Source organism: Stenotrophomonas sp. 89682_Sma (assembly GCF_056481405.1).
This window is the reverse complement of record NZ_CM151147.1, coordinates 2,294,514-2,321,141: the sequence shown is the minus strand read 5'-3', so window position 1 is coordinate 2,321,141 and position 26,628 is coordinate 2,294,514. Positions and strand designations below refer to the sequence as shown.

Genomic DNA, 26,628 nt, shown 5'->3' with positions numbered 1-26,628 from the left:
ACAGGGCCAAAAGCTGCCTAAGCGACTGAATTTCAAAGTTGATTGCTCGTCTCTCGATCAGGTTCTCCCCATCTATGGGGTCTGTTCAAGCACCTTGGCTGTGTAGCTCAGCGGCGCCACTTCCCTTTCAAGATCCAGGTGGTAGTCGCCGAAGCGATTGATGTGGCTGGTCCGATAAGGCGACAGGCCGGCCAGGATCTCGGGCGTCAGTTCAATCCCCTCCTTCCTCATCTCGGCCAAGGTCCGGCTCATGCCTTCCACGTTGTGGAGGATGATCATGTTGGCCACCAGCTGGCTGTACTTGATGATCTTGCGCTGCTCGTGTTGGACGTTCTCAGCAATGATCCCCTGGCTGCCAAAGAACACCCATTTCACGAAGCCGTTGTATTCCTCGCTCTTGTTGGTGGCAGCATGGATCGTTTTGCGGATCTCATTGTCATCAATGTAGCGCAGCAAGAACAGCGTTCGAACGGCCTTGCCAAGTTCCCGGAAGGCGAAGTACAGCTTGTTCTTCCGGCTGTAGGTGCCCAGCCGGCGCAGGATCGAGGACGCGGTGATCTTGCCCAATCGGATTGAGATCACCACCCGCAGCATGTCGTGGAGATGGGTGGCGATCAGTTGCCAGTCGATGCTGTCCCCGAACAGTGCCTGGATGTTCTTATAAGCCCTACCCGGTTCGGGCCGAAAGAATGTCAGGTCCTTGATGTTCCGGATCCGGGGCATCAGCTGGATGCCCAGCATGTGGGCCAGGCCGAAGACCGGATAGCTTTGGGCCTGCGTGTCGCCATGGACGATCTCAGGCTGGATGTCGGAAGTGTTGGCCAACAGACCGTCGAGGATGTAGATGCCCTCGTGCACGCCACAGGGAATGAAGTGGCTGAACAGCGCTACGTATTTGTCGGACACGTGGTAGTAGCCGATGCCACCGTAGCCGCCGTAGCGGATGTGATACTCCGACAGCAGGTTGTCCTCGTAGACGCTCCACTTCGTGCCATCAGCTGATGCGCTCTGCCGCTGCCCCAATAGCCAGGCAGGTCGAATTTGTTGTAGGTATTGATGACCTCCACGATGGCCTTCTCAAGCACATCCTCGGTCACGTATTTCAGGTTGAGCCAAGCGACTTGGCGCCGGCTGAAGCCCTTGATCGACCGCGCCGTCTGCGTCGGCCCCAGGTTGCAGCCATAGCAGAATAGCGTGGTGATCACACGTCGGGGCAGATCTTCGACCTGGCTCTCGGTGCCGGCGATCGGGCGGAAGAAACGGTGCAGATCCAGCCATTGGCTGGCATCGATCAGGACATCGACGATGCTGGATTCTGGAAGCCGTTCGGCGATGAGGCGATCCACCGTGGTAATCGCGCTGGAGACTTCGGCGCGTTGCCCCTTCCGCAGCACCAGGCGCCCATCCAGGATGTCCGCATGTACGTTCTCCGGGAAACGCGCGTCGACCTCATCGGCCAGGGAGGTCAGTTGTGCACGTAATCCCGCCACGAAAGACTCGGCGTCGGTGGGCAGGCCTGACACCTGGCCGTAGGCTTCCAGTTCCTGGGCCAAGGTGGCTTCATCGACCAGCTGCTCACGGTAGTCATCAAACCGTTCGCTGCTGGGAATGAAGAGATCTCCGGACTTCAGTTCGTCCTTGACCTGCACCAGCACGGCCAGCTCGAAGTACTTACGGTGCATCCAGCCGGCGCCGGCTGCACTGGCCCGCTTGCCGAACACGTGCTGACACCAGAGCTTGGACATCCAGTCAAAGTCCTTTTCCGGGTCCAAACCGAGGGAGGCGACCTCGATCAGCTCACGGCGCTGGTTGCGCAGCGAGAGCACCGCTGCGATCAGCGGCTCCATGCCGGCGTCGTGGCTGGTCGCCCGAAGTTTCATCAGCTCCAGCCCATTGAACAGCAGCGGCCTGACCGCGCCATAGGGCTGCAGCATGAAAGGCAGGTAGTTCTTCCCGGCGTAGGCCATATGTTCTTCGCATTCGGCCAGCAAGGTCGACACTTCCGCTTCCAGGCTGTTGTCGATGGCATCCACGCGCTGACTATCGCTGCCGTCTAGCTGATAGGCCTGCAGGATTTCCTTGAGCTGGCCGATGAGGAAGTCGGCCCGTTTGGCATGTTCGAGCTGGTAGGCCAGCAATTTCTGCTGGGCCGTGTTCTCCAGCCCGCGCACCTGCTTGATGAACAACTCGGCTGCATCATCCAGTGTCTTGGCATGCTGGGCGCGAATGAAGATGGTGGCCAGCGCATAGCGCTTGTCCGGAGCCAGTTCGGCCAGCTCGCTGGCGTCATAGGCCCGAGCCATTGCACGGAACTGCTTGAGCTTGGGCACCGGCACATCGATGGGAGGCAGCTGGTCGGCCAACTGCTGCAGCATGCGGATGTGCTGCAGGTAGAACCGAACTTCCTTGTTGGTGGGCCGGCCGGGCTCGCGCTTGAGTGATTGCCAGCCGGTGAACCTGGACCCTTCCGGTGCGCGCAGCAGTTCGTCGATGAGCGTGCGCGTGGCAGGCGTCAGCGCGTGGCTGATGCTGCGGTAGTAGCCCAGATTGACCCGCTCACGGGCGCCGATGGCGGCCAGCTCCAGAGTGCGGAAACCGGGCAGTTCGTAGCGATGGTGCACCAGCTCTTCGAGCAGGACGTTCACGATGTCCGGGATGGTGTGCTTGGTCTGGGCTGCTCCGGTGGCCACTGTGTCCAGCCAAGCCAAGCCCGATTTATCCAGGGGACGTACCCCGATGAATTGCCGAAGCTGCGGCATATGCCGGCGCTGGCTGCCGGAAGCGTCGTAGCGTTCGAGCTGGTCGGTGTCCAATACGCGCCCGAGTCGGGCGGCCTTGGCGATGTGCTTCCGGATCCGCTCGGGTACGTCGGCCAACAGCGTGAAGTAGCCCAAGCGTTGGAAGAGCTTGAGATGAATCAGTACCGCCAGCTGCGGACCCGGCTGGGTGGTCAGCTGCTTGGCGAATGCAATCTCAGCGGCGGTCGGGGTATAGATCTCCTCCAGTTCCTTGGCGGTGGGATCAGGCTTCAGTCGCGGGTAGGCGGTCTCGTGAAGGGTAGCCATTGGATCCGGAGGGTGTGAGGGGGATCAGTCCCAGTGCCGGCCGTCGTCTGTACTGAGCGACGCTTCCAGGAAGCACTGGTGCGTATCGGCCATGCGGTGCATGTCATCGAGCAACGTGGCCAGGATTTCATCCAGATCCCTTTCGGGATCGGTGGGAGCAGTCAACTGGTACTCGCTGCTGGCGGTGTTCAGGCGCACAGCCTGGAACGGGGCCAAGCAGATCTCTTCAATTCGGCCTCGGGCCTTGGCCGCGCCGCGGCCCGTGCGAGCAAACGGGGTCAGCACCATGCGCAGGCGCAGCTGCAGGGCCGATTTGCCCTCCGGCGCCGGCAGTGCCATCGCCGGTACCGGCACGGTTGGACTGGGCAGGCTTGCTTCAATGCGGTCCCGGGCAAACGGGTCACGCCCGTCCAGGTAACGCATGGCCGACTGCACATCGCGCCAGCCCACGTACTCCATCAAGGCCTTCATGTCCCAGCCTTGGTCGTTGGCCCAGCTGGCAAAGCCGCGGCGCAACGAATGGCTGCTGTGGAGCCCCGCATCGGCAAAGCCGGCACTGGTCAGCAACTCGCGCAGCAGGCGCACCAAGCTGTTGGGATGCAGGCCTTCGGCGCTCACCTGGCCCCATTGGTTGACTGCCCGAAACACCGGCCCTTCTTGCAGGTCGGCCGCCTGCAGCCACGCCTGGGTCGCCTCCACCGGACATAACCGCGACAGCGCCGGCACCTTGTAGGTGACGCCGGCTGCCTGGCGATCACCCTTGCTGCGTGGCAAGAAGCAGGTCATCCCCTGTCCCGGCACCAGCGTGAGATGGGCCACGTCCAGACGCAGCAGTTCATCGCCACGGAATCCCCGCCAGAACCCGAGCAGCACCAGCGCTCGGTCTCGTTGATGGCGCAGCGCCGCCGGCCCATCGCCCCGGGCATGTGCCGCAGCGATCGCCGCGGCCAGCCAGTCATCGAGCTCGACCAGCCGCCGAATCTGGAGCGGCGCGGCTTGCTTGACCTGGCCCGGGTGCAGGGTCTGGATGCCTTTGAGCACCTTGCGCACCAGCGGCGATCGGGTCGGGTCGACAAAGCCGTGGTCGCGGTGCCAAGAGGCGATGGCCGCCAGACGTTGGCGGAGGGTGCTGGTCGCCAAGGTCTGCGCATAAGCGGCCAGGTACCGGGCCACGCTGTCAGGTGTCGCTGGGAGGTGGCCTTGCCATTCAACCTCGAAGTGCCGCAGCGCCGACGCATAGCTGCGCACCGTGTTCTGGCGCGTGGCCGCATCGAGGTAGCGGTCCAGTTCGGTCACTGGCGCGTGGCCTCCACCGAGGTCGTCTGGCGCAGCGTCGACAGGATGGTGCATTCCGCCCGCTGCCCGCCATGGCAACTGGCAATCACCCGTTCCAGCTCGCTGGCCATGCGCTGCAGGTCGGCCATGCGGGCGCGCACGTCGGCCAGATGGCTGCGGGCCAACCGGTCCACGTCCCCGCACGAAAGCTCCTCATCGCCGGCCAGCTGCAGCAGGCTGCGGACCTCCTCCAGGCTGAAGCCCAGGTCCCGGCCACGCGCAATGAAGCGCAGCCGCTCGATGTCGGCCGGGCCATAGACCCGGTAGCCGTTGCCCGTGCGCCCCGGGCGCGGCAGCAACCCGATCCGCTCGTAATAGCGAATCGTCTCCAAGTGGCATCCGCTGGCGTCGGCAGCCTCACTGATTTTCATTCGTAGTACGCTTGACTCCGTAGTAGCTACGGACTTTACGCTGAACCCGTATCCGCCGCCACTCCGGCCGCGGCGCTGCATGTGACGACCATGCCACTGCCCATCGCCTTGATTCGCTACTGCCTGATTGCCTTGCTGATCGGCTGGGTTCTGCCCGCTTCTGCTCAGGCGGAGCCTGCCGCAGCAGACCTGCGCCAAACCTGGCAGATGCTCGATTACATCGCGGTCGACTACCCCGGCGCGGTCCAGGCCGGTCGCGTAATTGCCCCCAACGAATACGCCGAAATGAGCGAGTTTGCCGGCGCCGTGCGCAGTCAGCTGGCAGCATTGCCCGGTGGCCAGAACCAGCAGGAGCTGACGGCCCAGGCCGACCGCCTGGTCCAGGCGGTGGCAGAGAAGGCCGACCCGGCGCAAGTGGCAACGTTGGCGCGCGGGCTCGGCACGACGCTGTTGGCCCGCTACCCGATCGGCGCTGTTCCGGCGAGCGCGCCGAAGACCTCCCAGGCCGCGTCCATCTACAGCCAGCAGTGCGCGGCCTGTCACGGCCCCACAGGTCACGGTGATGGCCCCGCCGCGCAAGCGTTAAGTCCGCCGCCGATCGCGTTCACCGATGCCACTCGCGCCGCGCAGCGAACGCCGCTGTCGTTGTACGAGGTCATTTCCCAGGGTGTGCCGGGTACCGGCATGGTCAGCTTCTCTGGGCTGTCAGAAAGTGATCGCTGGGCGTTGGCATTCTATGTGGGCAGCTTGGGGTACTCCTCGCAAGCCAAGGCTCAAGGTGAGGCGTTATGGCGCACCAGTGCCGAGGCCCATACGCACATTCCCTCGCTCGAAGCGCTGACACGCACGCGAGAGGCCGATCTTGCCACCACGATGCCCGCCGATCAGGCAAACGCGATCATCGCCTACCTGCGTTCGCAGCCACAGGCAGTAAACGAAGCGGTACCAGGAGCCGATCGCTTTGCGGTGGCGCGGCAGCGACTGGCCGCCAGCCAGCGCGCTTACGCTGATGAGGACCTGGCTCAAGCCAAAAAGCTTGCGCTCTCGTCCTATCTGGATGGTGTAGAGCCGCTTGAACCCACGCTGGCCACGCGCAATCCGTCATTGCTGCGAGAGATCGAGACGGCCATGGCAGGCTACCGCGCGCAGCTGGATCAGCATGCGCCCGCGGCTGACGTTGCCGGGCAGGCAGCGCAAATTGCCCAGCTGTTTGATCGCGCGGACGTGGCGCTGCAGGACACCCGAATAGGCGCCAGCACCGCGTTTCTAGGCAGCTTTACCATCTTGGTACGCGAAGGACTGGAAGCGCTGCTGATCGTGATTGGTATCGTGGCGTTCTTGCGTAAAGCCGAGCGGTCTGATGTGTTGCCGTATGTGCATGCGGGTTGGATCTGCGCGTTGTTGGCAGGCGCAGCTACCTGGGCAGTGGCCACTTACTTTGTTGATATCAGCGGTGCGAACCGGGAAGTCACTGAGGGCGTCTCGGCCTTGTTCGCTGCCGCTGTCCTGCTCAGCGTAGGCATCTGGATGCACCAAAAGAGGCTTGCAGGGCGGTGGCAGGAGTACCTGCACGCCAAGCTGACGACTGCGCTGACACGGCGCTCGGCTGTTTTCCTGTTCATGCTGGCCTTTGTCGCGGTGTACCGCGAGGTGTTTGAGACGATCTTGTTCTACATCGCGATGTGGAGCGATCAGGCGTCCACCGCCATCCTCGCAGGCCTGGTGGCGGGAATCGCGGTGTTGGCTGCGGTGGCGTACTGGATGCTGCGCATGAGCAGGCGGCTGCCGATTGGCCGGTTCTTTTCGATCAGCTCGATTCTCATCGCGGTGATGGCGGTCATCCTGATCGGTAAAGGCGTGGCCGCGTTGCAGGAAGCGGGCTGGATCTCTCAAACACCGCTCGCGTTGCCGCGCATCGAGTGGATCGGCCTGTATCCCACCTGGCAGTCGCTGCTGGCGCAGGTATTGGTAGGCACCGCCGCCATCGTGGGGTTCCTCGCCAATGCCCGTTCCGGTGTGCGTAGACAGCCAGGCGCAAACAAGCAATGAAACAACACAGCAGAGGACCAAGACATGAGTGATTGCGGGTGCCACCACGAAGCCAAGAACAAGGAGGAGCGACGCATCCTCTGGATCGCCTTGGTCCTGAATGCAGCGATGGCCGTGATCGGCGGCATTGCCGGCTGGATTGCCCATTCCACCGGGCTGCTGGCTGACGCGCTGGACATGCTGTCTGACGCCACCGCCTATGCCATTGGCCTGGTCGCTATCGGGCGCACGGCGCACTTCAAGGCCAACGCCGCGTGGGTCAGTGGCAGCGTGCTGCTGGTGCTGGGCGTAGGCGTGCTGGTCGAAGTCGGCCGCCGGGTGATGTACGGCGCCGAGCCGGTCAGCGGTTGGATGATCGGTACCGCTCTGGTCTCGCTGGCCGTGAACCTGAAGGTGCTCCGTATGCTCGCCCCCTTGAAGTCTGGCGAAGTGCATCTGCGAGCGACCTGGCTGTTTACCCGCGCCGATGTGGTGGCCAACGTTGGGGTGATTCTGGCCGGCCTGTTGGTGTGGTGGCTGGCCAGCCCCTACCCGGATTTCGTGATCGGCGCCCTGATCGGCCTGTATGTGATCAAGGAGGCTTTCGAGATCTTGGGTGATGCTCGCCGGGCGCGTGCCGACGCGCGCAAAACGCCTGCATGACAGCGCTTGGCCGGCTGAGCTGTGGCCTGCGCTGGCTGCTGCTGGCGCACTTGGCCGTGGGCCTTGTGACGCAGCCGGTGCTGGCAGTGGTTGGCGAGCTCCATGCTCAAACCCATCTGGCCGCGGCCGACCATGACCCGGCAGTGGCATCACCAGCTTCCGAGCGTGGCGTAGACGCCGCGCTGCACCGGCTACAGCAGCTGGTGCTGTGCTGTAGCCAGGCCGCGCCGGCTCCAGAAATAGTGTTGGCCATTGCTCATATCGGCCGGCATTGGCCGTCGGCGACAGCCCATGCGGACAGATATCGGCATGAGCACCTGCTCGCGCCGTTCCGGCCGCCGATCGCAGGGTGATGCGCGCCGGCGTGCGCCGGATCCCTGTTGGCTATCGAAAATTCTGGAGTACTTCATGCATGTGCGATTGGCGGCCCTGGCCGCGTGGCTACTGTTGAGCGCGGCGGCAACGCCGGCGACAGCAGAAGAGCTGATGACCTTGGACGACGCGTTTGCACGCGTGGCCCAAACCCACCCCGAGCTGCGCCTGGTCGATGCGCGAGCCACGGTGCTCGCTGCCGAGCGCGACCAGGCCGTGCAGCGGCCACCGTGGACGTTGGGGGCGGAGGTTGAAAATGCGCTGGGCACGGGCGCGGCCCGTGGCCTGGACAGCGCGGAGTTGACCTTGAGCCTGAGCTCGGTCCTGGAGCGCGGCGGCAAGCTCGACGCCCGCCGCACCTTGGCCCAAAGCCGGATTGATGCACTGGCCGTGCAGCGCGAGACCGGGCGGCTGGACCTGCTCGCCGAGACGGCGCAGCGCTATTTGGCCGTTGTCGGTGCCGACCGGCAACGCAGCCTGGCGAACATGGATGTCGGCCAGCGCCAGCGGACCGTCGCCGCTGCCCGGCAGCGCCTGCAGGCTGGCGCGTCTCCCGAATCGGTGATGCTCACCGCACAAGCAGCACTGGCGAGAGCAGAATTGACCCGTGATCGGGCCGAGCAGCAGCGCATTGCCGCCCGGCAGCACCTTGCTGCCCTCTGGGGCGAACGTGCTCCGAGCTTCGAGGTGGCCGCGGCGGATCCCATGACCCTGCCGGCGATCGCGTCCATGCAGTCGCTGGCCGAGGAATTGGAGCGCACTCCCGAGTTGGCGCAGTTTGCCGATGCCCGCCGGATCGCGCAGGCACGACTGCAGCTGGCGCGTTCGGCGGCCTCGCCGGACTTGTCGTGGCAGCTGGGCGTGCGCCGCCTGCAGGAGACTGACGACACCGCGCTGGTGGCCAGCCTGTCCATGCCACTGGGCAGCCGCAGCCGCGCGCAGCCGGAGATCCGCGCCGGCGAAGCCGAGCTGGAGGTTCTGACGGTCGAGCGCGAGGCCAAGGGCCTGTCGCTGTATTCCACGCTGGTCGAAGCCCATGGTCGCTACACCGTGGCGCAGGCCGAGGTGGCACGGCTGCAAGGCGAGGTGCTGCCGAAGTTGGCCCGGGCTGAGCAGGCCGCCGAGCGCGCCTATCGCGCCGGCGCGATCAGCTACCTGGAATGGGCACAGCTGCAGTCCGAACGCACGGCCATGGCCCAGCAGCAGCTGGACGTGGCGCTCGATGCGCAGCGCGCCCTGATCGAAATTCAACGCCTGACCGGCCAGGCGCTTGTCGCGCCGCCGGCGGCTGCTTCCACCGGAGAGACCCCATGAATCGCTTTTCCTGGACCGCACTGGGCATGGCCCTGATGATGCTGGCCGCCTGCAACGCGTCGGCCCCCAACGAAGCGTCCGAAGGCGGCGCCGCCGCTGAGGGCGAAGAGCACGGCGAGCACGAGGAAGCGCCGCTGGAAACCAAGATTGCCGCCAAAGCTGCGCAGGCAGCGGGTATCCAGGTCGCACCGGCAGGCCCCGGTGAGATTGCTGACGAGCATGAGGTGCAAGGGCTGTTGACCCCGATTGACGGTCGCATCGCGCAGGTCACGGCACGCTTCCCCGGACCGGTCCGCTCCGTGCGTGCGGGCGTGGGTGATCAGGTACGGGCCGGCCAGGCACTGGCCACGGTAGAGAGCAACCTGAGCCTGACCACCTATACCGTCACCGCGCCGATCAGTGGCGTGGTCATGGCGCGCACGGCCGCCGTAGGCATGGCCGCCGCTGAGGGCGCGCCGCTGTTTGAGGTCGCCGACCTGTCCACGCTGTGGGTGGACCTGCACATCTTCGGCGCCGACGCCCAGCACATCGGTGCTGGCGTGCCGGTGACGGTTACCCGCTTGAGCGATGGCGTCACCGCACAGACCACCTTGGAGCGCGTCCTGCCCGGCACCGCCACCGCCAGCCAAAGCACCATTGCGCGCGGCACGGTGGCCAACACCGATGGCCTGTGGCGGCCGGGGTCGGCGGTCAAGGCGCGGGTCACCGTGGATCGCCAATCGGCAGCGTTGGTGGTGCCGATCACGGCGCTGCAGACCGCAGAAGACCAGGACGTGGTCTACGTGCAGCAGGGCGAAACCTACCACACCCGGCCGGTGAAGCTGGGGCGCCGCGACGCCGAACGCGCCGAAGTGCTGGAAGGCCTCAAGGCCGGTGAACAGGTGGTGGTGGCCCAAAGCTTCCTGATCAAGGCCGACATCGAAAAGTCCACCGTGGAAGAAGAATGAGGCCCGCCATGCTCGAACGCCTCATTGGGCTGTCCATCCGCCATCGCTGGCTGACGCTAGTGCTCACCGCTGCGCTGGTTGCGCTGGGCGTGTGGAGCTACCGTCACCTTTCCATTGACGCCACACCCGACATCACCAACGTCCAGGTCCAGATCAACACCCAGGCCCCGGGTTACTCGCCGCTGGAGGCCGAACAACGGGTCACCTTTGCCATCGAAACGGCCATGGCCGGTCTGCCCAAGCTGGACTACAGCCGCTCGCTGTCGCGCTACGGGCTTTCGCAGGTCACCGTCGTCTTCAAGGACGGCACCGACCTGTACTTTGCCCGCCAGCAGGTCGCCGAGCGCCTGCAGCAGATCGCCTCCCAGCTTCCCGAAGGGTTGGACCCGGAAATGGGGCCGATCTCCACCGGGTTGGGCGAGATCTTCATGTACACCGTGGAGGCCGAGCCCAACGCTCGCAAGCCCGACGGCACCCCGTACACGGCCACGGACCTGCGCACCCTGCAGGACTGGGTGATCCGGCCGCAGCTGCGCACCACGCCCGGCGTCACCGAGGTCAACACCATCGGCGGCTTCGAGCGGCAGATCCACATCACTCCCGATCCAGCTCAGTTGGTGGCGCTGGGCTTCACGTTGAACGACGTGGTCGCCGCGGTCATGCGCAACAACCAGAACATCGGCGCCGGCTACATCGAGCGCAACGGACAGCAGTTCCTGGTGCGCGTGCCGGGCCAGCTAGCCAATCTGGAGGCAATCGGCAACATCGTACTGGACCGGCGCGATGGCGTGCCCATTCGGGTGCGCGACGTCGCTAGCGTGGGCGAAGGCAAGGAGCTGCGCACGGGCGCGGCCACCCAGAATGGCCACGAGGTCGTGGTCGGTACCGCCTTCATGTTGTTCGGCGCCAACAGCCGGGAAGTCTCCCAGGCGGCCGCGGCCAAGCTGGATGCCGCCAACGCCAGCCTGCCTGCCGGCGTCCATGCCAAGGCCGTCTATGACCGCACCGCACTGGTGGATCGCACCATCGGCACGGTGTCCAAGAACCTGATCGAGGGCGCGCTGCTGGTGGTGGTGGTGCTGTTCCTGCTGCTGGGCAATGTGCGCGCCTCGTTGATCACCGCGGCGGTGATCCCGTTGGCGATGCTGTTCACCATCATCGGCATGGTGCGTGGCGGCGTGTCGGGCAACCTGATGAGCCTGGGCGCGCTGGACTTCGGCCTGATCGTGGACGGGGCGGTGATCATCATCGAGAACTGTCTGCGCCGGTTCGGCGAGGCGCAGCACGCGCTGGGCCGCCAGCTCAACGATGAAGAGCGCTATGACCTGACCGCCTCGGCCACCGCCGAGGTGATCCGTCCCAGCTTGTTTGGCCTGGGCATCATCGCCGCGGTCTACCTGCCGATCTTCGCGCTGTCCGGGGTAGAAGGAAAAATGTTCCACCCGATGGCGATCACGGTGGTGCTGGCCCTGACCGGCGCCATGGTGTTGTCGCTGACCTTCGTGCCGGCGGCGATCGCCAGCTTCCTGCGCGGCCGTGTGGCTGAGCACGACAACCGCCTGATGCGCTGGTCGCGTGCCCGTTATACGCCGCTGCTGGATTGGGCCCTGCGTCGGCGCGTGGTGGTGCTGGCCGGCGCGGCCGTGCTGGTGGTGGGCTGTGGCGTGCTGGCCACCCGCTTGGGTTCGGAGTTCGTGCCGAGCCTGGATGAGGGCGACATCACCTTGCAGCCCATGCGTATTCCCGGCACCAGCTTGGAGCAGTCGGTGGCCATGCAGGAAACGCTGGAGAAGCGCCTGGCCCAGTTCCCGGAGGTGGCCAACATCTTCTCAAAGATCGGCACCGCCGAGGTGGCCACCGATCCTATGCCGCCGTCGATGGCCGACACCTTCCTGATGCTCAAGCCCCGCGACCAGTGGCCCGACCCGCGCAAGCCCAAGGCCGAGCTGGTGGAAGAGCTGGAGGCGGCGGCCAAGGAAATCCCGGGCAGCAACTACGAGTTCACCCAGCCCATCCAGATGCGCACCAACGAGTTGATCTCCGGCGTCCGTTCGGACGTGGCGGTCAAGGTCTACGGCGACAACCTTGACCAGTTGACGCGCCTGGCCAGCCGGGTCGAGCGGGTCATGCGTAGCGTCCCCGGCGCCGAAGACGTCAAGGCCGAGCAGGTCTCCGGCCTGCCGCTGCTGACCATCACGCCAGATCCGGCGGCATTGGCACGGTATGGCCTGAACCCGGGCGATGTGCAGGAAACGGTGGCCACCGCCATTGGGGGCAGTGTTGCCGGCCAGTTGATCGAGGGCGACCGCCGCTTCGACCTGGTCGTGCGCCTGCCCGAAGCGCAGCGCCAAGACCCCGCTGTGCTGGCAGATCTGCCCATTCCGCTGCCGGCAAGCACCAGTGTCGATGAGTCCAGCCGTCTGGCCGCCGGCGCCAATGGGGGGCCTCGCACGGTGCCGCTGCGGGAAGTGGCGAAGATCCAGGTAGAGCGCGGGCCCAATCAGATCAACCGCGAGAACGGCAAGCGCCGCGTGGTGATCACCGCCAACGTGCGCGAGCGCGATCTGGGCGGGTTCGTCGGCGAGTTGCGCACACGCATCGGCCAGGATGCCGCGCTTCCAGAGGGCTACTGGATCGATTACGGCGGCACCTTCGAGCAGCTGATCTCGGCCACCCAACGCCTGGGCGTGGTCGTTCCGGTGACACTGGCGTTGATCTTCGCTCTGCTATTCATGGCCTTCGGCTCGGCCAAGGATGCGGCCATTGTGTTCAGTGGCGTGCCGCTGGCGCTGACCGGCGGTGTGCTGGCACTGGCTCTGCGCGGGATTCCGTTGTCGATCTCTGCCGGTGTGGGCTTCATCGCGCTGTCGGGCGTGGCCGTACTCAACGGGCTGGTCATGATCGCCTTCATCCGCCGTCTGCGCGAACAGGGCGATCCGCTAGACGACGCTGTGCGCGACGGCGCCCTTGGACGCCTGCGACCGGTGTTGATGACCGCCCTGGTAGCCTCGCTGGGCTTCCTACCCATGGCCTTGAATGTCGGTGCTGGCTCGGAAGTGCAGCGGCCGCTGGCCACTGTCGTCATCGGCGGCATCGTCTCATCCACCGCATTGACCTTGTTGGTGCTGCCGGTGCTCTATCGTTGGCTGCATCGCGACCGAGCTCCCCGCGCCGGTAGCACTGCTTTGGAGTCCCCATGAACGAGCTCAACCTGGAACAGGTCCGTGCGGCGATGTTTACCGACCCGGGCGTGAAAGCGGTGGACGACCTGCGCCTGGTCGCCGGTGAGCATGGCCGTGCGATCGCGGCCACCATCACGGTCGCGGCGCCCTCGGTCGACCTGGACCTGGTGCATGCTGTGATTGCCCAGGTCCTGGCCGATCAATTCGGCATCGATCAGATCATGCTGTGTTTCAACGACCCGGGCCCGGTACCGCCGCCGCCCACCGCGGCGCCGTTAAAGAAGATGTGATCGCAGCCCCTGGCTCTATGCGTCTGCGCTGGCAGGCGCATAGAGCTGATGACCCGGCAACGCGCACGCGCCGGCATACACAAAGGCCACGCTTTGCCGCGCCCGGGTGAAGGCCACGTAGTATTTCGGCGGCGCGGTGATACGCGCTGCATCGGCCGTGCGCAGGTACTGCGTCAACGGCCCGTTCGGAAAGATGAGGACCCGACTGTAGGTGCGGCCCTTGCACTGCCCAAAGTTCACCGCCGGCAGTCCGTCGCACGCCTGCCGCCGGTCATGCCGGAGCACGGTGGGGGCGAACTCCTGCATGTACGCGGCCACATCCCCTGGAGCGACGAGGTAGATGCCATCGTGTCCGGTGACCTCGCCATTGCCTGATTGGGTCCGCGGCATCTGCGGATAGAGCGTGTCAGCCATATCGCACAGGGCCTGGACGCAGCGCAGACTGGTGAGGCGGTGATCCAGCCGGCATAAGCCGTCGGCCTCCCAAATCTGAAACAGCGCTGCCAGATTCGGACCACGGTATTGGCTGTACCTTTGCGCATAGTTGGTGGCATACGTGGCTTGGCGCGTATCGCCTACCAACGTGATGGCAATCTCGCTCTTCAACAGCCGTTCGACCAGATCCAGATCAAAGCCGGCCAGATCCTGGACTTCGTCGATGTAGAGCTCGTCGTACATCGCCGCCAATCGCGCCACGACCTGGCCTTGGGTCAGCTCATCGCAGCGCACAGCGAAATCGGCCGCTCGGTCCGAATACATCCGGTTGCCCGCCAGGTAGTGGCGCGCCACCTGGGTGCGTGGGGCGCGGTTGTTGGTGACACCTTCTACGAACAGGATGGTCTCGATGCGAGGCTCAGGGCAAAGCGCAGCTTGGTACGGGCGAATGCACTGGCGCAGCAGAAAGCCATACCAGCTGTGCAAGGTGACATGCGCGGGGACCGCGCCTGCGTGGGCCTCAAACGAGCGCCGGATCTCTTCCAGGTTTTCCAGCGTGTAGGTGACAATCGCGATGCGGCGCCCAGGTCGCTCCAAGGCCTGCCGGACCAGCAACGTGGTCTTGCCCGAGCCGGCTGCCGAGAGCAGGACCCGGTTAGGTGATGGCACGCTGGACATAGTCCGGGAACCTGATCGAGTGCGGGCTATTGAAAATCGCCAAGGCCGTATCGGTCTTATGGCCCTTCATGTACTTGAGCAGCGCCACCTCATCGGCAAAGGCCTTGCCCAGCACGGTATTGAGTTCGGCCAGCGAGTTGGCTTTGATCAGCTGCTCTTCCAGCGAAGGGGCGCTCTCGTCGGAATCGTAATAGATCGCGTTGATGTGCTCGGCATAGCGCTCTTGCACAACTGCGATATCACCGTCGTTGTCGGTGATCACCTTGGCCTGAATCCTCAGTCGATCGGCAATCTGCAAGAAGCGTTTGAATGCCAACGACTTGACCGAAATGATGTCTACGCCGTGAGCCATCGGCGCCACGCCGTGATGGTCACTGTAGGCACGCTGCACGATCAGTTCGTCGGAAGGGCCTTCCACCAGGATCGCCTGCTTGGCCAGGATCAACCGCAGCGTGTCGTGGCCCGGCAGCTTCATGAAATAGTCGTGGGTATCGCTGGGCAGCTGGTCCAGCTTCATCTGGCCTTGCGCGCTGAACAGGATCACGTTGTCCACGCCCAGCTTGTTCAACACGAAGCTGCTGTGGGTGGCGATGATCACCTGCTGGGCGGTGGAGAGGGCCGCAATCTTGTCGATCAGCTGGGTCATGCTGGAATAGGACAGATGGTTCTCCGGCTCCTCGATCAGCAGCACGTGAGCCGCGCCGGCCGCGTGCATCGCCAGCTTCATCTTCACCGCGCTTTGCTCGCCCTTGCCGGCCTGGGTGAACGGGAGCTCATCCAGGTAGGGTGACAGGCTGGTTTCCCACGTTGAGCGCGGCGATGTGTCCACGCCTACCGTCAATGCCCTGTGGCTGATGTCCCCGGTGTGCTCGGTCAAGTAGGCATTGATCGCTGCCACATCCGCTTCTTCGGAAAAGCTCTGCCGCATGCGGCGGAAGCTCAGCGACAGCGAGACGCGCTGCGCAGGCGTCAGTGCCTGCTCGATGATGCCGGCGATATAGCGATCGGCACCGGACAAGGTCTTGATGCCGTGCGTGTCGATGATGGTCGAGTCGAACGGAATACTACGGGCGGTGACGCCATTGTTGGCGAAGGAGTACCAGCGCACCGTGTAGTACTCCACCGGCAGGCTGACCGCGCCCTGGTGCTGCTGCAGGTAGGCGTTGAACTCCTCGCGGTAGTCGTCGTTGAGCTCGACCAGCAGCCGGATGCCGGCGGTATCCAGACGCAGGGAGTTGTTGGTGCCGCGTAACGACGCCAGCGCGGCGTCGGCGCCCAAATAGGCTTCGATGGAGATCCGTGGCGGCGAGGCCGGCGTGCCCGTGGCAAGCGCTCCCAAGTACTCCTGCACCATGGGCTGGTGGAACAGGTAGGGCGTGAGCTCGTAGGCAAGATTGCGCCCATGCAGCTGGCCGGTGACCACCGCGTGGATGGCCTCCAGCAGGGTGGATTTACCGACCTCGTTGTCGCCCACCACCAGGTTCATGTGGGCATTGAGGGGCAGGTCCAGATGGCGAAACGACTTGAAGTTGTCGATGACGATACGTTCGATCGGCATGCACAGTCCTTTGATGGCCAACGGGCTCGGTGGCGGAGCCTGCCTGCACCCTGGCTGGCCTCCTTTCCGCTCTGGGCCATACTACCCAGCGATCGCCGGCCCTGGGCGGTTTCGTACTGCTTGGGACGCGGGGAAGGGTCAGAATCCGCCTTACGCGGGATAATTCAATATTATCCCGTATAACTATTTTCGCCGACGAGCGGTCGTCTACCTGCTTTAATAGTATGTAATTACATGGTATGTAATACATTACGAAATAAAGTGAGGTGGCACGATGGCGCGCGCAGGACTCTATAAGAGTGACGTCCAGAAGGCGCGCGACGCGCTGCTGGCCCAACGCAAGAAGCCGTCAGTCGACGCGGTGCGAGTGGCCTTGGGCAACACGGGCTCCAAGACCACGATCCACCGCTACTTGCGTGAACTGGAAGGAGAGGAAGGCGGCGGTCCGGCGAGGACGGTAGCCGTTAGTGATGCTTTGCAGGACTTGGTTGCGCGCTTGGCCTCGCGGCTCCAGGAGGAAGCAGAGGCCATCCTCACCCAGGAGCGTGAGCGCCATCAGGCTGAGCTCCACAGTCGGCAACAGGCGCTTTCCGGTGCCCAAGCGGAGGCTGCCGCCTTGAGCAGTCGGCTGCAGCGCACCGAAGCAAGCCTGCACCAAGAGCAAGCTGCTCACGTCCTCCTTCAACAGAATCTAGGTGACAGGATCGCGGAAATCGCCCAGTTGAACGAGCGCATCGCTGGCATGACGGTGCGGCTGGCTGATCATGAGGCGCATACGCGTTCTCTGGAGGACAAGCATGCCCATGCCCGGGAAGCGCTTGAGCACTACCGCACTTCAACCAAAGAGCAGCGTGAGCAAGAGCTTCGCCGTCACGAGCATCAGGTCCAAGAGCTGCAAGTAGCCTTACGTCAGGCCAATGAAGCCTTGGGCGCGAAGAATCAGGAGCTGTTGGTGCTGAACCGCGACAATGGTCAATGGCTGGAGCGCCACGGGCGGATTGAGCGTGAGCTTGCCCAGCTACGACAGGCCCACGAAGGCCAACACAGCGAGGTCGTGGCGTTGCGCCAGACCGCGACGGACTATTTGGCACTGCAGGAGCGCTGGAAGACTGACGCCAAGACCTTGGATACCATGCGCAACGAGCTAGCTCAAGTTCAAGACACCCTTGCGCGGGAGCGTGAGCGCCGCGAGAGCGCTGAAGCCGATGCGTTGCGTGCCAATGCACGTCTTGAAGCGCTAGAGCCTCTACTGAATCAACTGACGCCAGCACAAAATGCGGTGAAGAAAACTCGGCGCGGCCATGCGCAAGATGGGGGAGCCGACTGACGAGGCTGCTCGTTTGTCTGCTAGCGGCTGGGGTGGCGCTCACCTGTCCAGTACGCCCATTCCATAGGGACGACCCAATCTACAAACAGTTTGGCTACTGAGGACTCCGGTGCCAAATGATAGGGCTTGAACATGCCTTGCTCGGGCGAACTGGTCATCAGGTAGCGCAGGCGCTTCTGGACCTCCTGAAAGATGGCTTCCCGCACATGGGCGCTGTCGTGCACGCCAAGACGCATCGCCACCGAGGCACCTTGGCGTACCGCCGCCCAGCAGCAGTAACGCCACCGCGCGATCGGCAAGCCCCGCGGTCCGGATTGAAAGACGAACCCCACATCACGTGCCCAGCCTGGGTCGAAGTGATGTTTGAGCAATTGCTGCTCCAGAAACTGCTCGGTCTCCCAGAGTGCAAGTTCATCCCACAGCTCCAGTTTCGCGTCCGCCAAGTCTACATCGTGTGCCATATCGCCGAGTTGGTCTTCCAGCACCGGGAGCAGGTGCCTGCGCTCGTGGGTAGACCAGGCGAAAGCCCATTGCAGATCTTCGATGGGCGTGACCTCGGCATCGGGGCGGATCTGCCATCGATCCGCTGGCCAGGGAACTTGGATCAAGGCCAAGTCTCGCAGCGTGTCCAGCACCAGCAAGGTGGAGCGGCGTGTGGGCGCCACCGGTAGGCGTCGTAGCTGCGCGGCTAACAGTGCGGCTAGGAAAAGGGTGCCACGAAGGCCCAACTCCTCGATGCTGGCGACCCCAGATGGCGTCATTGACGAGGTTCCGGGCATGCGGTTTCCGGGGATGAGGGAGCGGCGTGGCTCCTGGGGGGGGGGGGGGGCGGCGCTACCGGTGTCGCCGGTTGCCTCAAAGCTAAGAATATCTTAGTATGCAAGGCAGGGTACATCCGCCATCCTTATGGGGTCTCCATGGGGTGCGCGCGTGACTTTGTCCGTCGACTCAACACCGACCTTCGCTCGACGCCTCAAACAAGCCCGCCTGCACACGGGTTTGTCACAGAAGGAGTTGGGCATCCGGGCCGGTCTGGATCCTCACGTGGCCAGCCCCCGAATCAACCAGTACGAGCGTGGCAAGCACGAGCCCATGCTGGAGATTGCTGAGCGGTTGGCCCAAGCGTTGGGGATCCCCGCCGCCTTCCTTTACACCGACGATGATCTGCTGGCCAAGTTGCTCCTGCGCTGGGGCTCGCTAAGCAAGCAGCAGAAGCGCGAGTTGGTGAAGCTGATCGAGGCCACGCCCGAGAAGTAAACCGAACAAGCGCTCGCCCTATGGGCAACTCTTCGCCTCAACCCGCCCTTTGGGCGCTTCTGGAGGGAGCTGCAGTGTCCGCGGCTAGTGCGACTGACAAGTCGCGACATCTCAGGCTTACTTGAGATTTTGTTCACGACCGATACACACGCGCCTTGTCTCAAGTGATATACCATGTCGCCCGTGTCAGCCTCCTCACTTCTACTGCGACTGTTCCTGATCGCCATGCTCGTGCTTAACGGCGCGTGGTCGGCGTTTGCGTCCGTCAGTATGAACCCGGTCATGGAAGAGCAGGCCAGCGAAGTGGCTGCCGCGGTGCAAGTCGACGAAGACTGCTTCGCCCATCACAGTGCTGAGCATCATCCCGATGCCACATCGATTGAAAAGGCTGGCACTGGGCATGGCGACCATGCCGGTCCCGACTGTTGCAAGTCTTCTGCGTGCCGGTGCGCCTGCGTACACGCTTGCGCGAGCGCACTTCCTGCGCGCCTGCATGTTTCGGTGCAACTGGCCTTGGGCCTGGATGTCATGCCGCTGCCCCTAGGGCATGCGGCACCTGCCTTGCCTCATCTGATCCGACCACCGATCGGCTAAGCGTCCCTAGGCGCCGCAATGGCGCCGTTGGTGTGGCTTGCATGCCTGTTTAGGCCAGCCGCCCGCTCTGTACCACCGCCCGCCGGTGGCAACACGACGCTTGGAGCATTTTCATGTCGCATGATGATTTTCGTGGTCCACGCGGTGGACCGCTGCTGCCTTCGCGGCGGCGATTTGTCCAAGGCTTGGCCTTGGGAGGCGCAGTCGCAGGATTAGGTTTCTGGCCCAAAGCCAGTTGGGCGCTCAAGGGGCAGGGACAACCCAACGTACTATCGGGCACTGAGTTTGACCTGACCATTGGCGAGACGCCGATGAACTTCACCGGCAAGACCCGCACCGCGATCACGGTCAACGGGTCCGTTCCGGCGCCGTTGCTGCGGTGGCGGGAAGGCACCACGGTCAACTTGCGCGTCTCTAATGCATTGCCCGCTAACTCCATCCATGGCGCGGACACCTCCATCCATTGGCACGGCATCATTTTGCCGGCCAACATGGACGGCGTGCCGGGTCTGAGCTTTGACGGTATCGGACGTGGTGAGACCTACCACTACCGGTTCACCCTGCATCAGGGCGGAACCTACTGGTACCACAGCCACTCAGGGTTCCAGGAACAAGCCGGGCTCTATGGCCCGATCGTCATCGACCCATTGGAGCCGGAGCCCTTCAGTTTCGATCGCGACTACGTCGTGATGCTGAGCGATTGGACAGACCTGGACCCGACGGCCCTGTTCGATCGTTTGAAGAAGATGCCGGGCCATGACAATTACTACAAGCGCACGGTCGGCGATTTTGCGCGCGATGTGAAGCGCAACGGCCTGTCGGCCACGTTGGAAGATCGCAAGATGTGGGGCGTGATGCGGATGACGCCCACGGACCTGTCCGACGTCAACGCCAACACCTACACCTACCTGATGAACGGCACGACCTCACTGGGCAACTGGACCGGTTTGTTCCGCAGTGGCGAGAAGGTGCGCCTGCGTTTCATCAATGGCTCTGCCATGACGTACTTCGATGTGCGTATTCCGGGGCTGAAGATGACCGTGGTGGCGGCAGATGGCTTGTATGTCCATCCGGTTTCCGTCGACGAGTTCCGCATCGCGGTAGCAGAAACCTTCGATGTGATCGTGGAGCCCTCCGGGCAGGACGCATTCACCATCTTTGCCCAAGACTCCGGTCGCACCGGCTACATCAGCGGCACGCTCGCTGTGCGCGAAGGATTACGCGCGCCCGTTCCGTCTGTGGATCCCCGGCCGCTGCTGACGATGGCAGACATGGGCATGGATCATGGGTCGATGGATATGTCTGGCGGCAGCAAGGGCATGGAAGGCGGCTGTGGTGCGGCCATGGGCATGCCTGGCATGACCCCACCTGTCAGCGGTAACGCGACCTCGGCCCATGCAGGCCATGCGATGCCCGCCGCCGGCGATGGTGCCATGGCAGGCATGCAGCACGGGGGCATGCAATCACACCCTGCTAGCGAGACCAACAATCCCCTGTTGGACAACCAAGCCATGAGCGTGAGTTCGCGCTTGGATGATCCGGGCAATGGCCTGCGCGATAACGGCCGTCATGTGCTGACGTATTCCATGCTCAAGAGCACCTTTGAAGACCCTGACGGACGCGACCCCGGTCGCGAGATCGAGCTGCATCTGACCGGACACATGGAGAAATTCTCCTGGGGCTTCAACGGTCAGAAGTTTTCCGATGTCGAGCCGCTGCGGCTGAACTACGGCGAGCGTATGCGCATCGTATTGGTTAACGACACGATGATGACCCATCCCATCCATTTGCACGGCATGTGGAGTGACGTGGAGGACGACAACGGCAACTTCATGGTGCGCAAGCACACGGTGGATATGCCGCCAGGTAGCCGACGCACGTATCGCGTGCGTGCCGATGCGTTGGGCAGCTGGGCGTTCCATTGCCACCTGCTTTATCACATGGAAGCCGGAATGATGCGCACGGTGAGGGTCGACGAATGAACATCAATAGACGCGATACCACCCTGACTGCGCTGACGGCTATCTCGCTGGCCCTGGCCAATGCGGCCAGCGCCCAATCTATGCAGCACGGCTCCATGCAGATGGAGCAGGGCGCGCAGACCCAGACTCAGGATCACTCTGCACATCAGGCACCGACATCAAAACCTGCGCCAGCCCAAAAGCCTGCAACACCGGCCAAGACGAGCGAAGCGACGATCGATCATGCGGCGATGGGCCACGCCGAGCCGCAGGCTAACGCAGCCGAGCCTGCCATGCAGGGCATGGACCATTCGCAGATGGGGCACGGCTCGCCCGCGAGCACACCTGCGGCGCCCACAGCGCAGGCGCAGTCGATGCAGGGCATGGATCACAGTCAGATGGCACAGCCCGCTGCAGCCGACACCTCCGGCACGGCCACGCCTGCGATGCAGGGGATGGACCATTCGCAGATGGGCCATGATTCGCCCGCGCCCGCTACACCAGAAGCGGGAATGCAATCGATGGAGGGCATGGACCACAGTCAGATGGGACACGGGCCTGCAGCGCCAACGCAGCCGCGCACCCCGATTCCCGCGGTGACGGACGCGGATCGCAAGGCGGCCATCGCGCCGGAACACGCGCATCCGGTGCATGACAACTCGATCAAGAGCTACGTGCTGCTCAATCGCCTGGAAACCTGGGATGCCGATCCGGGCACCGGGCTGGGCTGGGAGGGCCAGGGCTGGATCGGTACGGACCTCAATCGCGTCTGGCTCCGCAGTGAAGGCGAACGCACGGATGGTCAGACCGAGTCGGCTGATCTGGAAGTGCTTTACGGCCGCAGTATCTCCACGTGGTGGGATGTGGTGGCCGGTGTGCGTCATGACTTCAAGCCTGGGGCATCGCAGAACTTCGCCGCTATCGGTGTACAGGGCTTGGCGCCGATGAAGTTCGAAGTGTCCGCCACAGCCTATCTCGGCGAAGGGGGCCAGACTGCCGCCAATGTCGAGGCCGAGTACGAATTGCTGCTAACCAACCGGCTGATCTTGCAGCCGCTGGTGGAAGTCACCGCCTATGGCAAGAACGATCCATTGCGCGGGATAGGTTCGGGTCTGAGTGCCGCTGAGGCGGGGCTACGACTTCGCTATGAGTTCACCCGAAAGTTCGCTCCCTACATCGGCGTGGTGTACGAGCGCGCGTTTGGCAATACCGCAGACATGCGACGCGAGCATGGCGAGTCCTTTGAAGACACGCGCTTGGTCATCGGCCTTCGTACCTGGTTCTAAGGGGAACTGACAATGAAATCCAACAAAAAGATGTGGGTATGGCTCGGTGCCGGCGTGGCATTGGTTGCGGTGGTCGCAACCGCCACGCTCTCTCTGGGCGTGTACAACGTGGCCGCCGACGATCCGCATAGTCGCCCGGTGTATGCGCTACTTGAAACGGCGCGCGAGCGTTCCATTGAGGTGCGCGCCGCCAAGCTTCAGCTACCCACGAACCTTGATGATCCTGAGCGTATCCGCCAGGGTGCGGGCAACTACAACGCCATGTGCGTGACCTGCCATCTTTCACCAGACGCGGCGGCCACCGAGATGAGCAAGGGCCTGTACCCCGCGCCACCGAACCTAAGCAAACAGCCGGTCGCTCCAGCTGAGGCGTTCTGGGTGATCAAGCACGGCATCAAGGCCAGCGGCATGCCCGCTTGGGGCGGCAGCATGGACGATGAGTTCATATGGAACATGTCGGCCTTCCTGCAGAAGTTGCCCACGCTGGACGCGACTGCGTACAAGGAACTTGTCGACAGCAGCGAGGGCCATTCGCATGGCGGCGGCGAGACGCAAGGCCACCATGACGACGAAAAGGCCGAGGATCACCCTGCCTTATTCGAGCCGGGCAACAACTCCATGCCGCATGCGCACCCGCCGGGCGTGGACGACGATCACCACGGCCCGACACCCAGCGACACGGAAGTCGGGTTGGTGAGCCACGGCCATCCCGACGGCAAGGTGGAGTCGCACCCTGCACCACACACGCCCGTGGCCGATGACGGCCATGCGCACCCCCATTGATCTCCTTGGAGCCCACGCAATGAACGCAACAGCAATCTCGTTCACCCTCGCACTGGCACTGGCCGTCGTGTCCCCCGCAATGGCGCAGGCGACACAGCCGCACGCACATCACCCCGCTGCCGCGGCATCTGCGGACGTCGACGTCCCAGTCACTGCAGAGGCCGCGGTCGCCGTAGCGGAGCGTTTCAACAGGGCCCTGTCTAGCGGCGATCTGGCCACGGTCGAAGCCCTGCTCGCTGCCGACGTTCTCATCCTCGAGTCCGGGGGCGCCGAACGCAGCCGCGAGGAATACATGGGCCATCACGCAGTCAGCGATGCGGCGTTCCTCAAGGGCGCCCATCGCCAGCTGCTCCGTCAGCGCGCACGAGCCGCTGGCGAGTTCGCGTGGGTCGGAACCGAAAGCGAGTTGCATGCCCAGAAGGACGGCCAGCCACTGACCGTCCAGAGCGACGAGACGATGGTGCTGAAGGAGACCGCGGACGGCTGGCGGATCGTCCACATCCACTGGTCCTCGCGGACCAAGCGCTGAGTCGAGAGATTGAAATGACTACGCTCACATTGCACCGTCTGACTTTTGTGGTCCTTGCCGTGGCTGGTCTGGGTGCTTGCACCCAGGATGCTTCATCCGCGCAACCCACAACCTCGCCCTCCGCACAGGTTGTCGTCCAATCAGCCGACGCGACTCCAGCAGCCCTGCCACGCATGACCGTCCACAAGACCCCGACCTGCGGGTGCTGCGGTGTCTGGATCGACCACGTGCAGAAGGCGGGATTCACCGTGGATGTGCACGACATGGATGACCTGGGTCTGGTCAAGGAGCGGTTGGGTGTCCCCTATGCAAAGGGCTCCTGCCACACGGCCGAGATCGGCGGATACGTCATCGAAGGCCACGTTCCGGCCGCGGACATCAAGCGTCTCCTCGAAGAAAAGCCGAACGCACGCGGCCTGGTCCTCCCAGGGATGCCGCTTGGTTCTCCGGGCATGGAGGTCCCGGAGGGACGCCAGCAGCCGTTCACGGTCGAGCTGATACATCGCGACGGAACCACTGAACCGTTCGCACAGCACTGATCCGTCGCAGCAACAGGGGACGGTGTTGCGGGCGCGCCGATTCTCGCCCGCGAGGAAGAAGGAGAACTACATGACTCACCATTCCGCAGCACACCGGCCCCAGGCCATGAACGAGTGCATCGACAACTGCACGCAATGCCATGCGATCTGCCTGGAGACCATCAACTACTGCCTGACCAAAGGAGGTGTTCACGCGGCCCCGGAGCACATCGCCCTGTTGGCGACGTGTGCCGATACCTGCGCAACCAGTGCCGACGCGATGCTGCGCGGTGCCAGCGTTCACGACGTGGTTTGCGGTGCCTGCGCGGAGATCTGCCGCCAGTGCGCCGATGCATGCGACGCCATGAACGACCCTGAGATGACGCGCTGCGCCGAAGTTTGTCGCCGCTGCGCGGAAAGCTGCAGCGCCATGGCAGCGTAATGCGTCGAGGATCCCGCCTGAGCCGGTGGGATCCTCGTCTCGCGAAAGCGGAAGTATCAAGAAAATCCGACAAATCGTGGTTTCAGTGACAGTCCGACATCTAACGCTTGTCGCATCGAACACAGCGCGGCCCCTCCCGAACGGGCTTTGCATCACATTCCAATGAGGATTTATCCATATGAAGTCGTCCAACGTCATTCGCTCCTTCGCGCTCGTCCTCGCAATCGCGGCCGGGCAGTTTTCGCTGCAGGTCGCGCACGCCCACGCCGCGCTGCAGCAGTCCACACCGGCGGCAAATGCGGTGGTGGCCTCGCCAGGCCAGATCGATCTCGTGTTCAACGAGACATTGATTCCGCGGGCGTCGCGTCTCAAGTTGCTCATGAAGCACGGCAGTTCCACCATGCCGATCGAGAATTTCACGACCGAGATCGTCAACAACGGCAAGACCCTGCGTGCCAAGTTGCCTGGACCGCTGGCTCCGGGCGTCTATACCGTGGAATACCGCGCCGTCGGTGGTGACAACCACCCCATGCCGGGCAGCTTCAGCTTCACGGTGCGCTGAGGAGTCGCGAATGTTCGACCTGTCGGCTTATGCACTGAGATTCTTGGAATACCTTGTCATCATGGTTCTTTTCGGGGTTCCACTCTTCGGTTGGTACGGGTCGCGTCGATCGGCACTCGCCGACGCCTTGGCCGGGTGGTCACTCATGGGCGTTCTATTGGCGGGTGCCGTAGCCGGTCTCGTGCTCACCGGGCTCGATGTCGTCTTCAAGACCGCGGGCATCATGGGAATGCCGCTTGCCGAGGTTGATCGCGCATCGCTTGGCTGGTATCTGCTCGAGACGTCCGCGGGCCGGGCAGCCATGGCGAGAGGCGCGCTGCTGGTCGCCCTGATGTTCGTGCTCGGATGGCATCGTCGCCGCGGGAAGGTGGAGACCGCCTTCCCGCTGGGGGCGATGCTGGCGGGCGGCGCACTCGCTTCGCTGGCATGGAACGGCCACGCCGCCGCTGGCGAGGGCTTGGCAGGCGCGGTCCGGCTTGCTGCAGGCATCGTCCATCTTCTCGCGGCAGGCGGCTGGATCGCAGCGGTCCTGATGTTCCTTGCCATGCTGCTGCGCGGCAAAGAGACGAACGGCAGCGGGCGTCTGCGATCAACGCATGACTTTCTGCATGGTTTTTCGACGCTGGGAACGATCTTCGTTGGTGCGCTCATCGTGTCCGGCATCGCGCACTACGGGGATCTCACCGCGTGGTCGTTTTCGGCCCTGTTCCAGAGCACCTACGGGAAGTTGCTGCTTTTCAAACTGGCCCTGTTCGCTGGAATGCTGGGTTTGGGAGCGCTGCACCGATGGACGCTGGTGCCGCGCTTGGAACGAGCGCTGACCAGCGGAGATCCCGCGCAGGAGGTGCGGGCTTTGCGGCAGAGTGTTACGGCTGAGGCCGCGCTGGCCATCTTGATCCTGATTGTTGTTTCAGTGCTCGGGACGCTCAGCCCCGAATAGCTGTGTAACCCGCAATGCACACTGCCTTGGCAGTCCATCCCCACTAAAGCGAGCATCGGCATGAACTCACCGTCGTCCCATGACCATCACCATTCTGCAGGCGCAGCCCCTGTCGAGGCTGCGGATGGACGGGTCATCACCAATCCCGTCCGCTATACGGACGATGCTCCCCAGCAAGTTGAAGTGACCGC

General features: G+C 63.7%; 23 protein-coding genes and 1 pseudogene. 18 read left to right on the top strand and 6 right to left on the bottom strand.

What is annotated here, in order from left to right; all coding sequences use genetic code 11:
* Positions 1-72: 72 nt before the first annotated feature.
* The 3 genes and pseudogenes from ACZK29_RS10770 to ACZK29_RS10760 all read right to left on the bottom strand — a co-directional run bounded on the left by ACZK29_RS10770 (position 73) and on the right by ACZK29_RS10760 (position 4,771).
* A pseudogene (locus ACZK29_RS10770) lies at positions 73-3,065 on the bottom strand (Tn3 family transposase).
* A gap of 24 nt (positions 3,066-3,089) precedes the next feature.
* On the bottom strand, positions 3,090-4,361 hold the full coding sequence (locus ACZK29_RS10765) for a site-specific integrase (protein WP_005413373.1): 1,272 nt from the start codon (positions 4,359-4,361) through the stop codon (positions 3,090-3,092).
* Complete coding sequence (locus ACZK29_RS10760; protein ID WP_012480230.1) at positions 4,358-4,771, bottom strand: MerR family transcriptional regulator; 414 nt, start codon at positions 4,769-4,771, stop codon at positions 4,358-4,360. Before ACZK29_RS10760 ends, ACZK29_RS10765 begins: the two co-directional genes overlap by 4 nt.
* Before the next feature lie 90 nt (positions 4,772-4,861).
* Here ACZK29_RS10760 and ACZK29_RS10755 point away from each other — a divergent pair, with 90 nt between their 5' ends.
* The 7 genes from ACZK29_RS10755 to ACZK29_RS10725 are packed head-to-tail and all read left to right on the top strand — an operon-like array spanning position 4,862 to position 13,567.
* The gene (locus tag ACZK29_RS10755; RefSeq protein WP_478447027.1) at positions 4,862-6,820 is read left to right on the top strand and encodes an FTR1 family protein; all 1,959 of its coding nucleotides are present in this window, start codon (positions 4,862-4,864) and stop codon (positions 6,818-6,820) included.
* A gap of 24 nt (positions 6,821-6,844) precedes the next feature.
* Positions 6,845-7,462 carry a cation efflux transmembrane domain-containing protein gene (locus ACZK29_RS10750; RefSeq protein WP_478447026.1) on the top strand — a complete coding sequence of 206 codons (618 nt, stop codon included), beginning with the start codon at positions 6,845-6,847 and terminating at the stop codon, positions 7,460-7,462.
* Positions 7,459-7,815, top strand: a complete 357-nt coding sequence (locus ACZK29_RS10745; RefSeq protein ID WP_012480228.1) for a hypothetical protein — start codon at positions 7,459-7,461, stop codon at positions 7,813-7,815. Before ACZK29_RS10750 ends, ACZK29_RS10745 begins: the two co-directional genes overlap by 4 nt.
* A gap of 55 nt (positions 7,816-7,870) precedes the next feature.
* Positions 7,871-9,148: a TolC family protein gene (locus ACZK29_RS10740; RefSeq protein ID WP_478447025.1), complete on the top strand. Its 1,278-nt coding sequence runs from the start codon at positions 7,871-7,873 to the stop codon at positions 9,146-9,148.
* Positions 9,145-10,095 (top strand): efflux RND transporter periplasmic adaptor subunit, encoded by a 951-nt coding sequence (locus tag ACZK29_RS10735; RefSeq protein WP_021201906.1) that lies wholly within the window; start codon positions 9,145-9,147, stop codon positions 10,093-10,095. The genes ACZK29_RS10740 and ACZK29_RS10735 overlap by 4 nt, the downstream gene beginning before the upstream one ends.
* 8 nt (positions 10,096-10,103) lie before the next feature.
* A complete protein-coding gene (locus ACZK29_RS10730; RefSeq protein WP_021201905.1) occupies positions 10,104-13,295 on the top strand; it encodes an efflux RND transporter permease subunit in 3,192 nt (1,063 codons plus the stop codon).
* Positions 13,292-13,567: a hypothetical protein gene (locus tag ACZK29_RS10725; protein ID WP_019184735.1), complete on the top strand. Its 276-nt coding sequence runs from the start codon at positions 13,292-13,294 to the stop codon at positions 13,565-13,567. The genes ACZK29_RS10730 and ACZK29_RS10725 overlap by 4 nt, the downstream gene beginning before the upstream one ends.
* A 15-nt stretch (positions 13,568-13,582) precedes the next feature.
* Here the strand turns inward: ACZK29_RS10725 and ACZK29_RS10720 are convergent, their stop codons facing one another.
* Both ACZK29_RS10720 and ACZK29_RS10715 read right to left on the bottom strand, forming a co-directional pair.
* Positions 13,583-14,680: a UvrD-helicase domain-containing protein gene (locus ACZK29_RS10720; protein WP_012480224.1), complete on the bottom strand. Its 1,098-nt coding sequence runs from the start codon at positions 14,678-14,680 to the stop codon at positions 13,583-13,585.
* Positions 14,658-16,238 carry an ATP-dependent nuclease gene (locus tag ACZK29_RS10715; RefSeq protein WP_021201904.1) on the bottom strand — a complete coding sequence of 527 codons (1,581 nt, stop codon included), beginning with the start codon at positions 16,236-16,238 and terminating at the stop codon, positions 14,658-14,660. Before ACZK29_RS10715 ends, ACZK29_RS10720 begins: the two co-directional genes overlap by 23 nt.
* A gap of 274 nt (positions 16,239-16,512) precedes the next feature.
* Here ACZK29_RS10715 and ACZK29_RS10710 point away from each other — a divergent pair, with 274 nt between their 5' ends.
* The gene (locus ACZK29_RS10710; protein WP_478447024.1) at positions 16,513-17,565 is read left to right on the top strand and encodes a DNA-binding protein; all 1,053 of its coding nucleotides are present in this window, start codon (positions 16,513-16,515) and stop codon (positions 17,563-17,565) included.
* A 20-nt stretch (positions 17,566-17,585) separates the two neighbouring features.
* Here the strand turns inward: ACZK29_RS10710 and ACZK29_RS10705 are convergent, their stop codons facing one another.
* The gene (locus tag ACZK29_RS10705; protein WP_223224790.1) at positions 17,586-18,344 is read right to left on the bottom strand and encodes a hypothetical protein; all 759 of its coding nucleotides are present in this window, start codon (positions 18,342-18,344) and stop codon (positions 17,586-17,588) included.
* A 127-nt stretch (positions 18,345-18,471) separates the two neighbouring features.
* Between ACZK29_RS10705 and ACZK29_RS10700 the strand changes: the two genes are divergently transcribed.
* The 10 genes from ACZK29_RS10700 (at position 18,472) to copD (ending at position 26,437) form a co-directional block, all read left to right on the top strand.
* Positions 18,472-18,822 carry a helix-turn-helix domain-containing protein gene (locus tag ACZK29_RS10700; protein ID WP_043033515.1) on the top strand — a complete coding sequence of 117 codons (351 nt, stop codon included), beginning with the start codon at positions 18,472-18,474 and terminating at the stop codon, positions 18,820-18,822.
* 174 nt (positions 18,823-18,996) lie between these two features.
* Positions 18,997-19,416: a transcriptional regulator CopL gene (gene copL, locus ACZK29_RS10695; protein WP_012480218.1), complete on the top strand. Its 420-nt coding sequence runs from the start codon at positions 18,997-18,999 to the stop codon at positions 19,414-19,416.
* Positions 19,417-19,529: 113 nt separating this feature from the next.
* Positions 19,530-21,398: a copper resistance system multicopper oxidase gene (locus ACZK29_RS10690; RefSeq protein WP_478447023.1), complete on the top strand. Its 1,869-nt coding sequence runs from the start codon at positions 19,530-19,532 to the stop codon at positions 21,396-21,398.
* Positions 21,395-22,663, top strand: a complete 1,269-nt coding sequence (locus tag ACZK29_RS10685; RefSeq protein ID WP_005413421.1) for a copper-binding protein CopB — start codon at positions 21,395-21,397, stop codon at positions 22,661-22,663. The genes ACZK29_RS10690 and ACZK29_RS10685 overlap by 4 nt, the downstream gene beginning before the upstream one ends.
* A gap of 12 nt (positions 22,664-22,675) precedes the next feature.
* Positions 22,676-23,446, top strand: a complete 771-nt coding sequence (locus ACZK29_RS10680) for a c-type cytochrome (RefSeq protein WP_005413420.1) — start codon at positions 22,676-22,678, stop codon at positions 23,444-23,446.
* 19 nt (positions 23,447-23,465) lie between these two features.
* The gene (locus ACZK29_RS10675) at positions 23,466-23,975 is read left to right on the top strand and encodes a nuclear transport factor 2 family protein (protein WP_031269112.1); all 510 of its coding nucleotides are present in this window, start codon (positions 23,466-23,468) and stop codon (positions 23,973-23,975) included.
* Between the two features lie 14 nt (positions 23,976-23,989).
* On the top strand, positions 23,990-24,514 hold the full coding sequence (locus ACZK29_RS10670) for a DUF411 domain-containing protein (protein WP_012480214.1): 525 nt from the start codon (positions 23,990-23,992) through the stop codon (positions 24,512-24,514).
* Between the two features lie 70 nt (positions 24,515-24,584).
* Complete coding sequence (locus tag ACZK29_RS10665) at positions 24,585-24,935, top strand: four-helix bundle copper-binding protein (protein WP_012480213.1); 351 nt, start codon at positions 24,585-24,587, stop codon at positions 24,933-24,935.
* A gap of 178 nt (positions 24,936-25,113) precedes the next feature.
* On the top strand, positions 25,114-25,497 hold the full coding sequence (copC, locus tag ACZK29_RS10660) for a copper homeostasis periplasmic binding protein CopC (RefSeq protein WP_005413416.1): 384 nt from the start codon (positions 25,114-25,116) through the stop codon (positions 25,495-25,497).
* A 10-nt stretch (positions 25,498-25,507) separates the two neighbouring features.
* Positions 25,508-26,437 (top strand): copper homeostasis membrane protein CopD, encoded by a 930-nt coding sequence (gene copD / locus ACZK29_RS10655; protein ID WP_017354978.1) that lies wholly within the window; start codon positions 25,508-25,510, stop codon positions 26,435-26,437.
* The last annotated feature ends 191 nt before the right edge of the window (positions 26,438-26,628 follow it).

Coding starts and splice junctions, on each gene's coding strand:
- ACZK29_RS10725 (WP_019184735.1), top strand. CDS start 13,292: ATGAACGAGCTCAACCTGGAACAGGTCCGTGCGGCGATGTTTACCGAC.
- ACZK29_RS10760 (WP_012480230.1), bottom strand. CDS start 4,771: ATGAAAATCAGTGAGGCTGCCGACGCCAGCGGATGCCACTTGGAGACG.
- ACZK29_RS10750 (WP_478447026.1), top strand. CDS start 6,845: ATGAGTGATTGCGGGTGCCACCACGAAGCCAAGAACAAGGAGGAGCGA.
- copC (WP_005413416.1), top strand. CDS start 25,114: ATGAAGTCGTCCAACGTCATTCGCTCCTTCGCGCTCGTCCTCGCAATC.
- ACZK29_RS10720 (WP_012480224.1), bottom strand. CDS start 14,680: ATGTCCAGCGTGCCATCACCTAACCGGGTCCTGCTCTCGGCAGCCGGC.
- ACZK29_RS10665 (WP_012480213.1), top strand. CDS start 24,585: ATGACTCACCATTCCGCAGCACACCGGCCCCAGGCCATGAACGAGTGC.
- ACZK29_RS10740 (WP_478447025.1), top strand. CDS start 7,871: ATGCATGTGCGATTGGCGGCCCTGGCCGCGTGGCTACTGTTGAGCGCG.
- ACZK29_RS10730 (WP_021201905.1), top strand. CDS start 10,104: ATGCTCGAACGCCTCATTGGGCTGTCCATCCGCCATCGCTGGCTGACG.
- ACZK29_RS10715 (WP_021201904.1), bottom strand. CDS start 16,238: ATGCCGATCGAACGTATCGTCATCGACAACTTCAAGTCGTTTCGCCAT.
- ACZK29_RS10710 (WP_478447024.1), top strand. CDS start 16,513: ATGGCGCGCGCAGGACTCTATAAGAGTGACGTCCAGAAGGCGCGCGAC.
- ACZK29_RS10680 (WP_005413420.1), top strand. CDS start 22,676: ATGAAATCCAACAAAAAGATGTGGGTATGGCTCGGTGCCGGCGTGGCA.
- ACZK29_RS10690 (WP_478447023.1), top strand. CDS start 19,530: ATGTCGCATGATGATTTTCGTGGTCCACGCGGTGGACCGCTGCTGCCT.
- ACZK29_RS10745 (WP_012480228.1), top strand. CDS start 7,459: ATGACAGCGCTTGGCCGGCTGAGCTGTGGCCTGCGCTGGCTGCTGCTG.
- ACZK29_RS10670 (WP_012480214.1), top strand. CDS start 23,990: ATGACTACGCTCACATTGCACCGTCTGACTTTTGTGGTCCTTGCCGTG.
- ACZK29_RS10685 (WP_005413421.1), top strand. CDS start 21,395: ATGAACATCAATAGACGCGATACCACCCTGACTGCGCTGACGGCTATC.
- copL (WP_012480218.1), top strand. CDS start 18,997: ATGTCGCCCGTGTCAGCCTCCTCACTTCTACTGCGACTGTTCCTGATC.
- ACZK29_RS10705 (WP_223224790.1), bottom strand. CDS start 18,344: ATGCCCGGAACCTCGTCAATGACGCCATCTGGGGTCGCCAGCATCGAG.
- ACZK29_RS10735 (WP_021201906.1), top strand. CDS start 9,145: ATGAATCGCTTTTCCTGGACCGCACTGGGCATGGCCCTGATGATGCTG.
- ACZK29_RS10700 (WP_043033515.1), top strand. CDS start 18,472: ATGGGGTCTCCATGGGGTGCGCGCGTGACTTTGTCCGTCGACTCAACA.
- ACZK29_RS10755 (WP_478447027.1), top strand. CDS start 4,862: ATGCCACTGCCCATCGCCTTGATTCGCTACTGCCTGATTGCCTTGCTG.
- ACZK29_RS10675 (WP_031269112.1), top strand. CDS start 23,466: ATGAACGCAACAGCAATCTCGTTCACCCTCGCACTGGCACTGGCCGTC.
- copD (WP_017354978.1), top strand. CDS start 25,508: ATGTTCGACCTGTCGGCTTATGCACTGAGATTCTTGGAATACCTTGTC.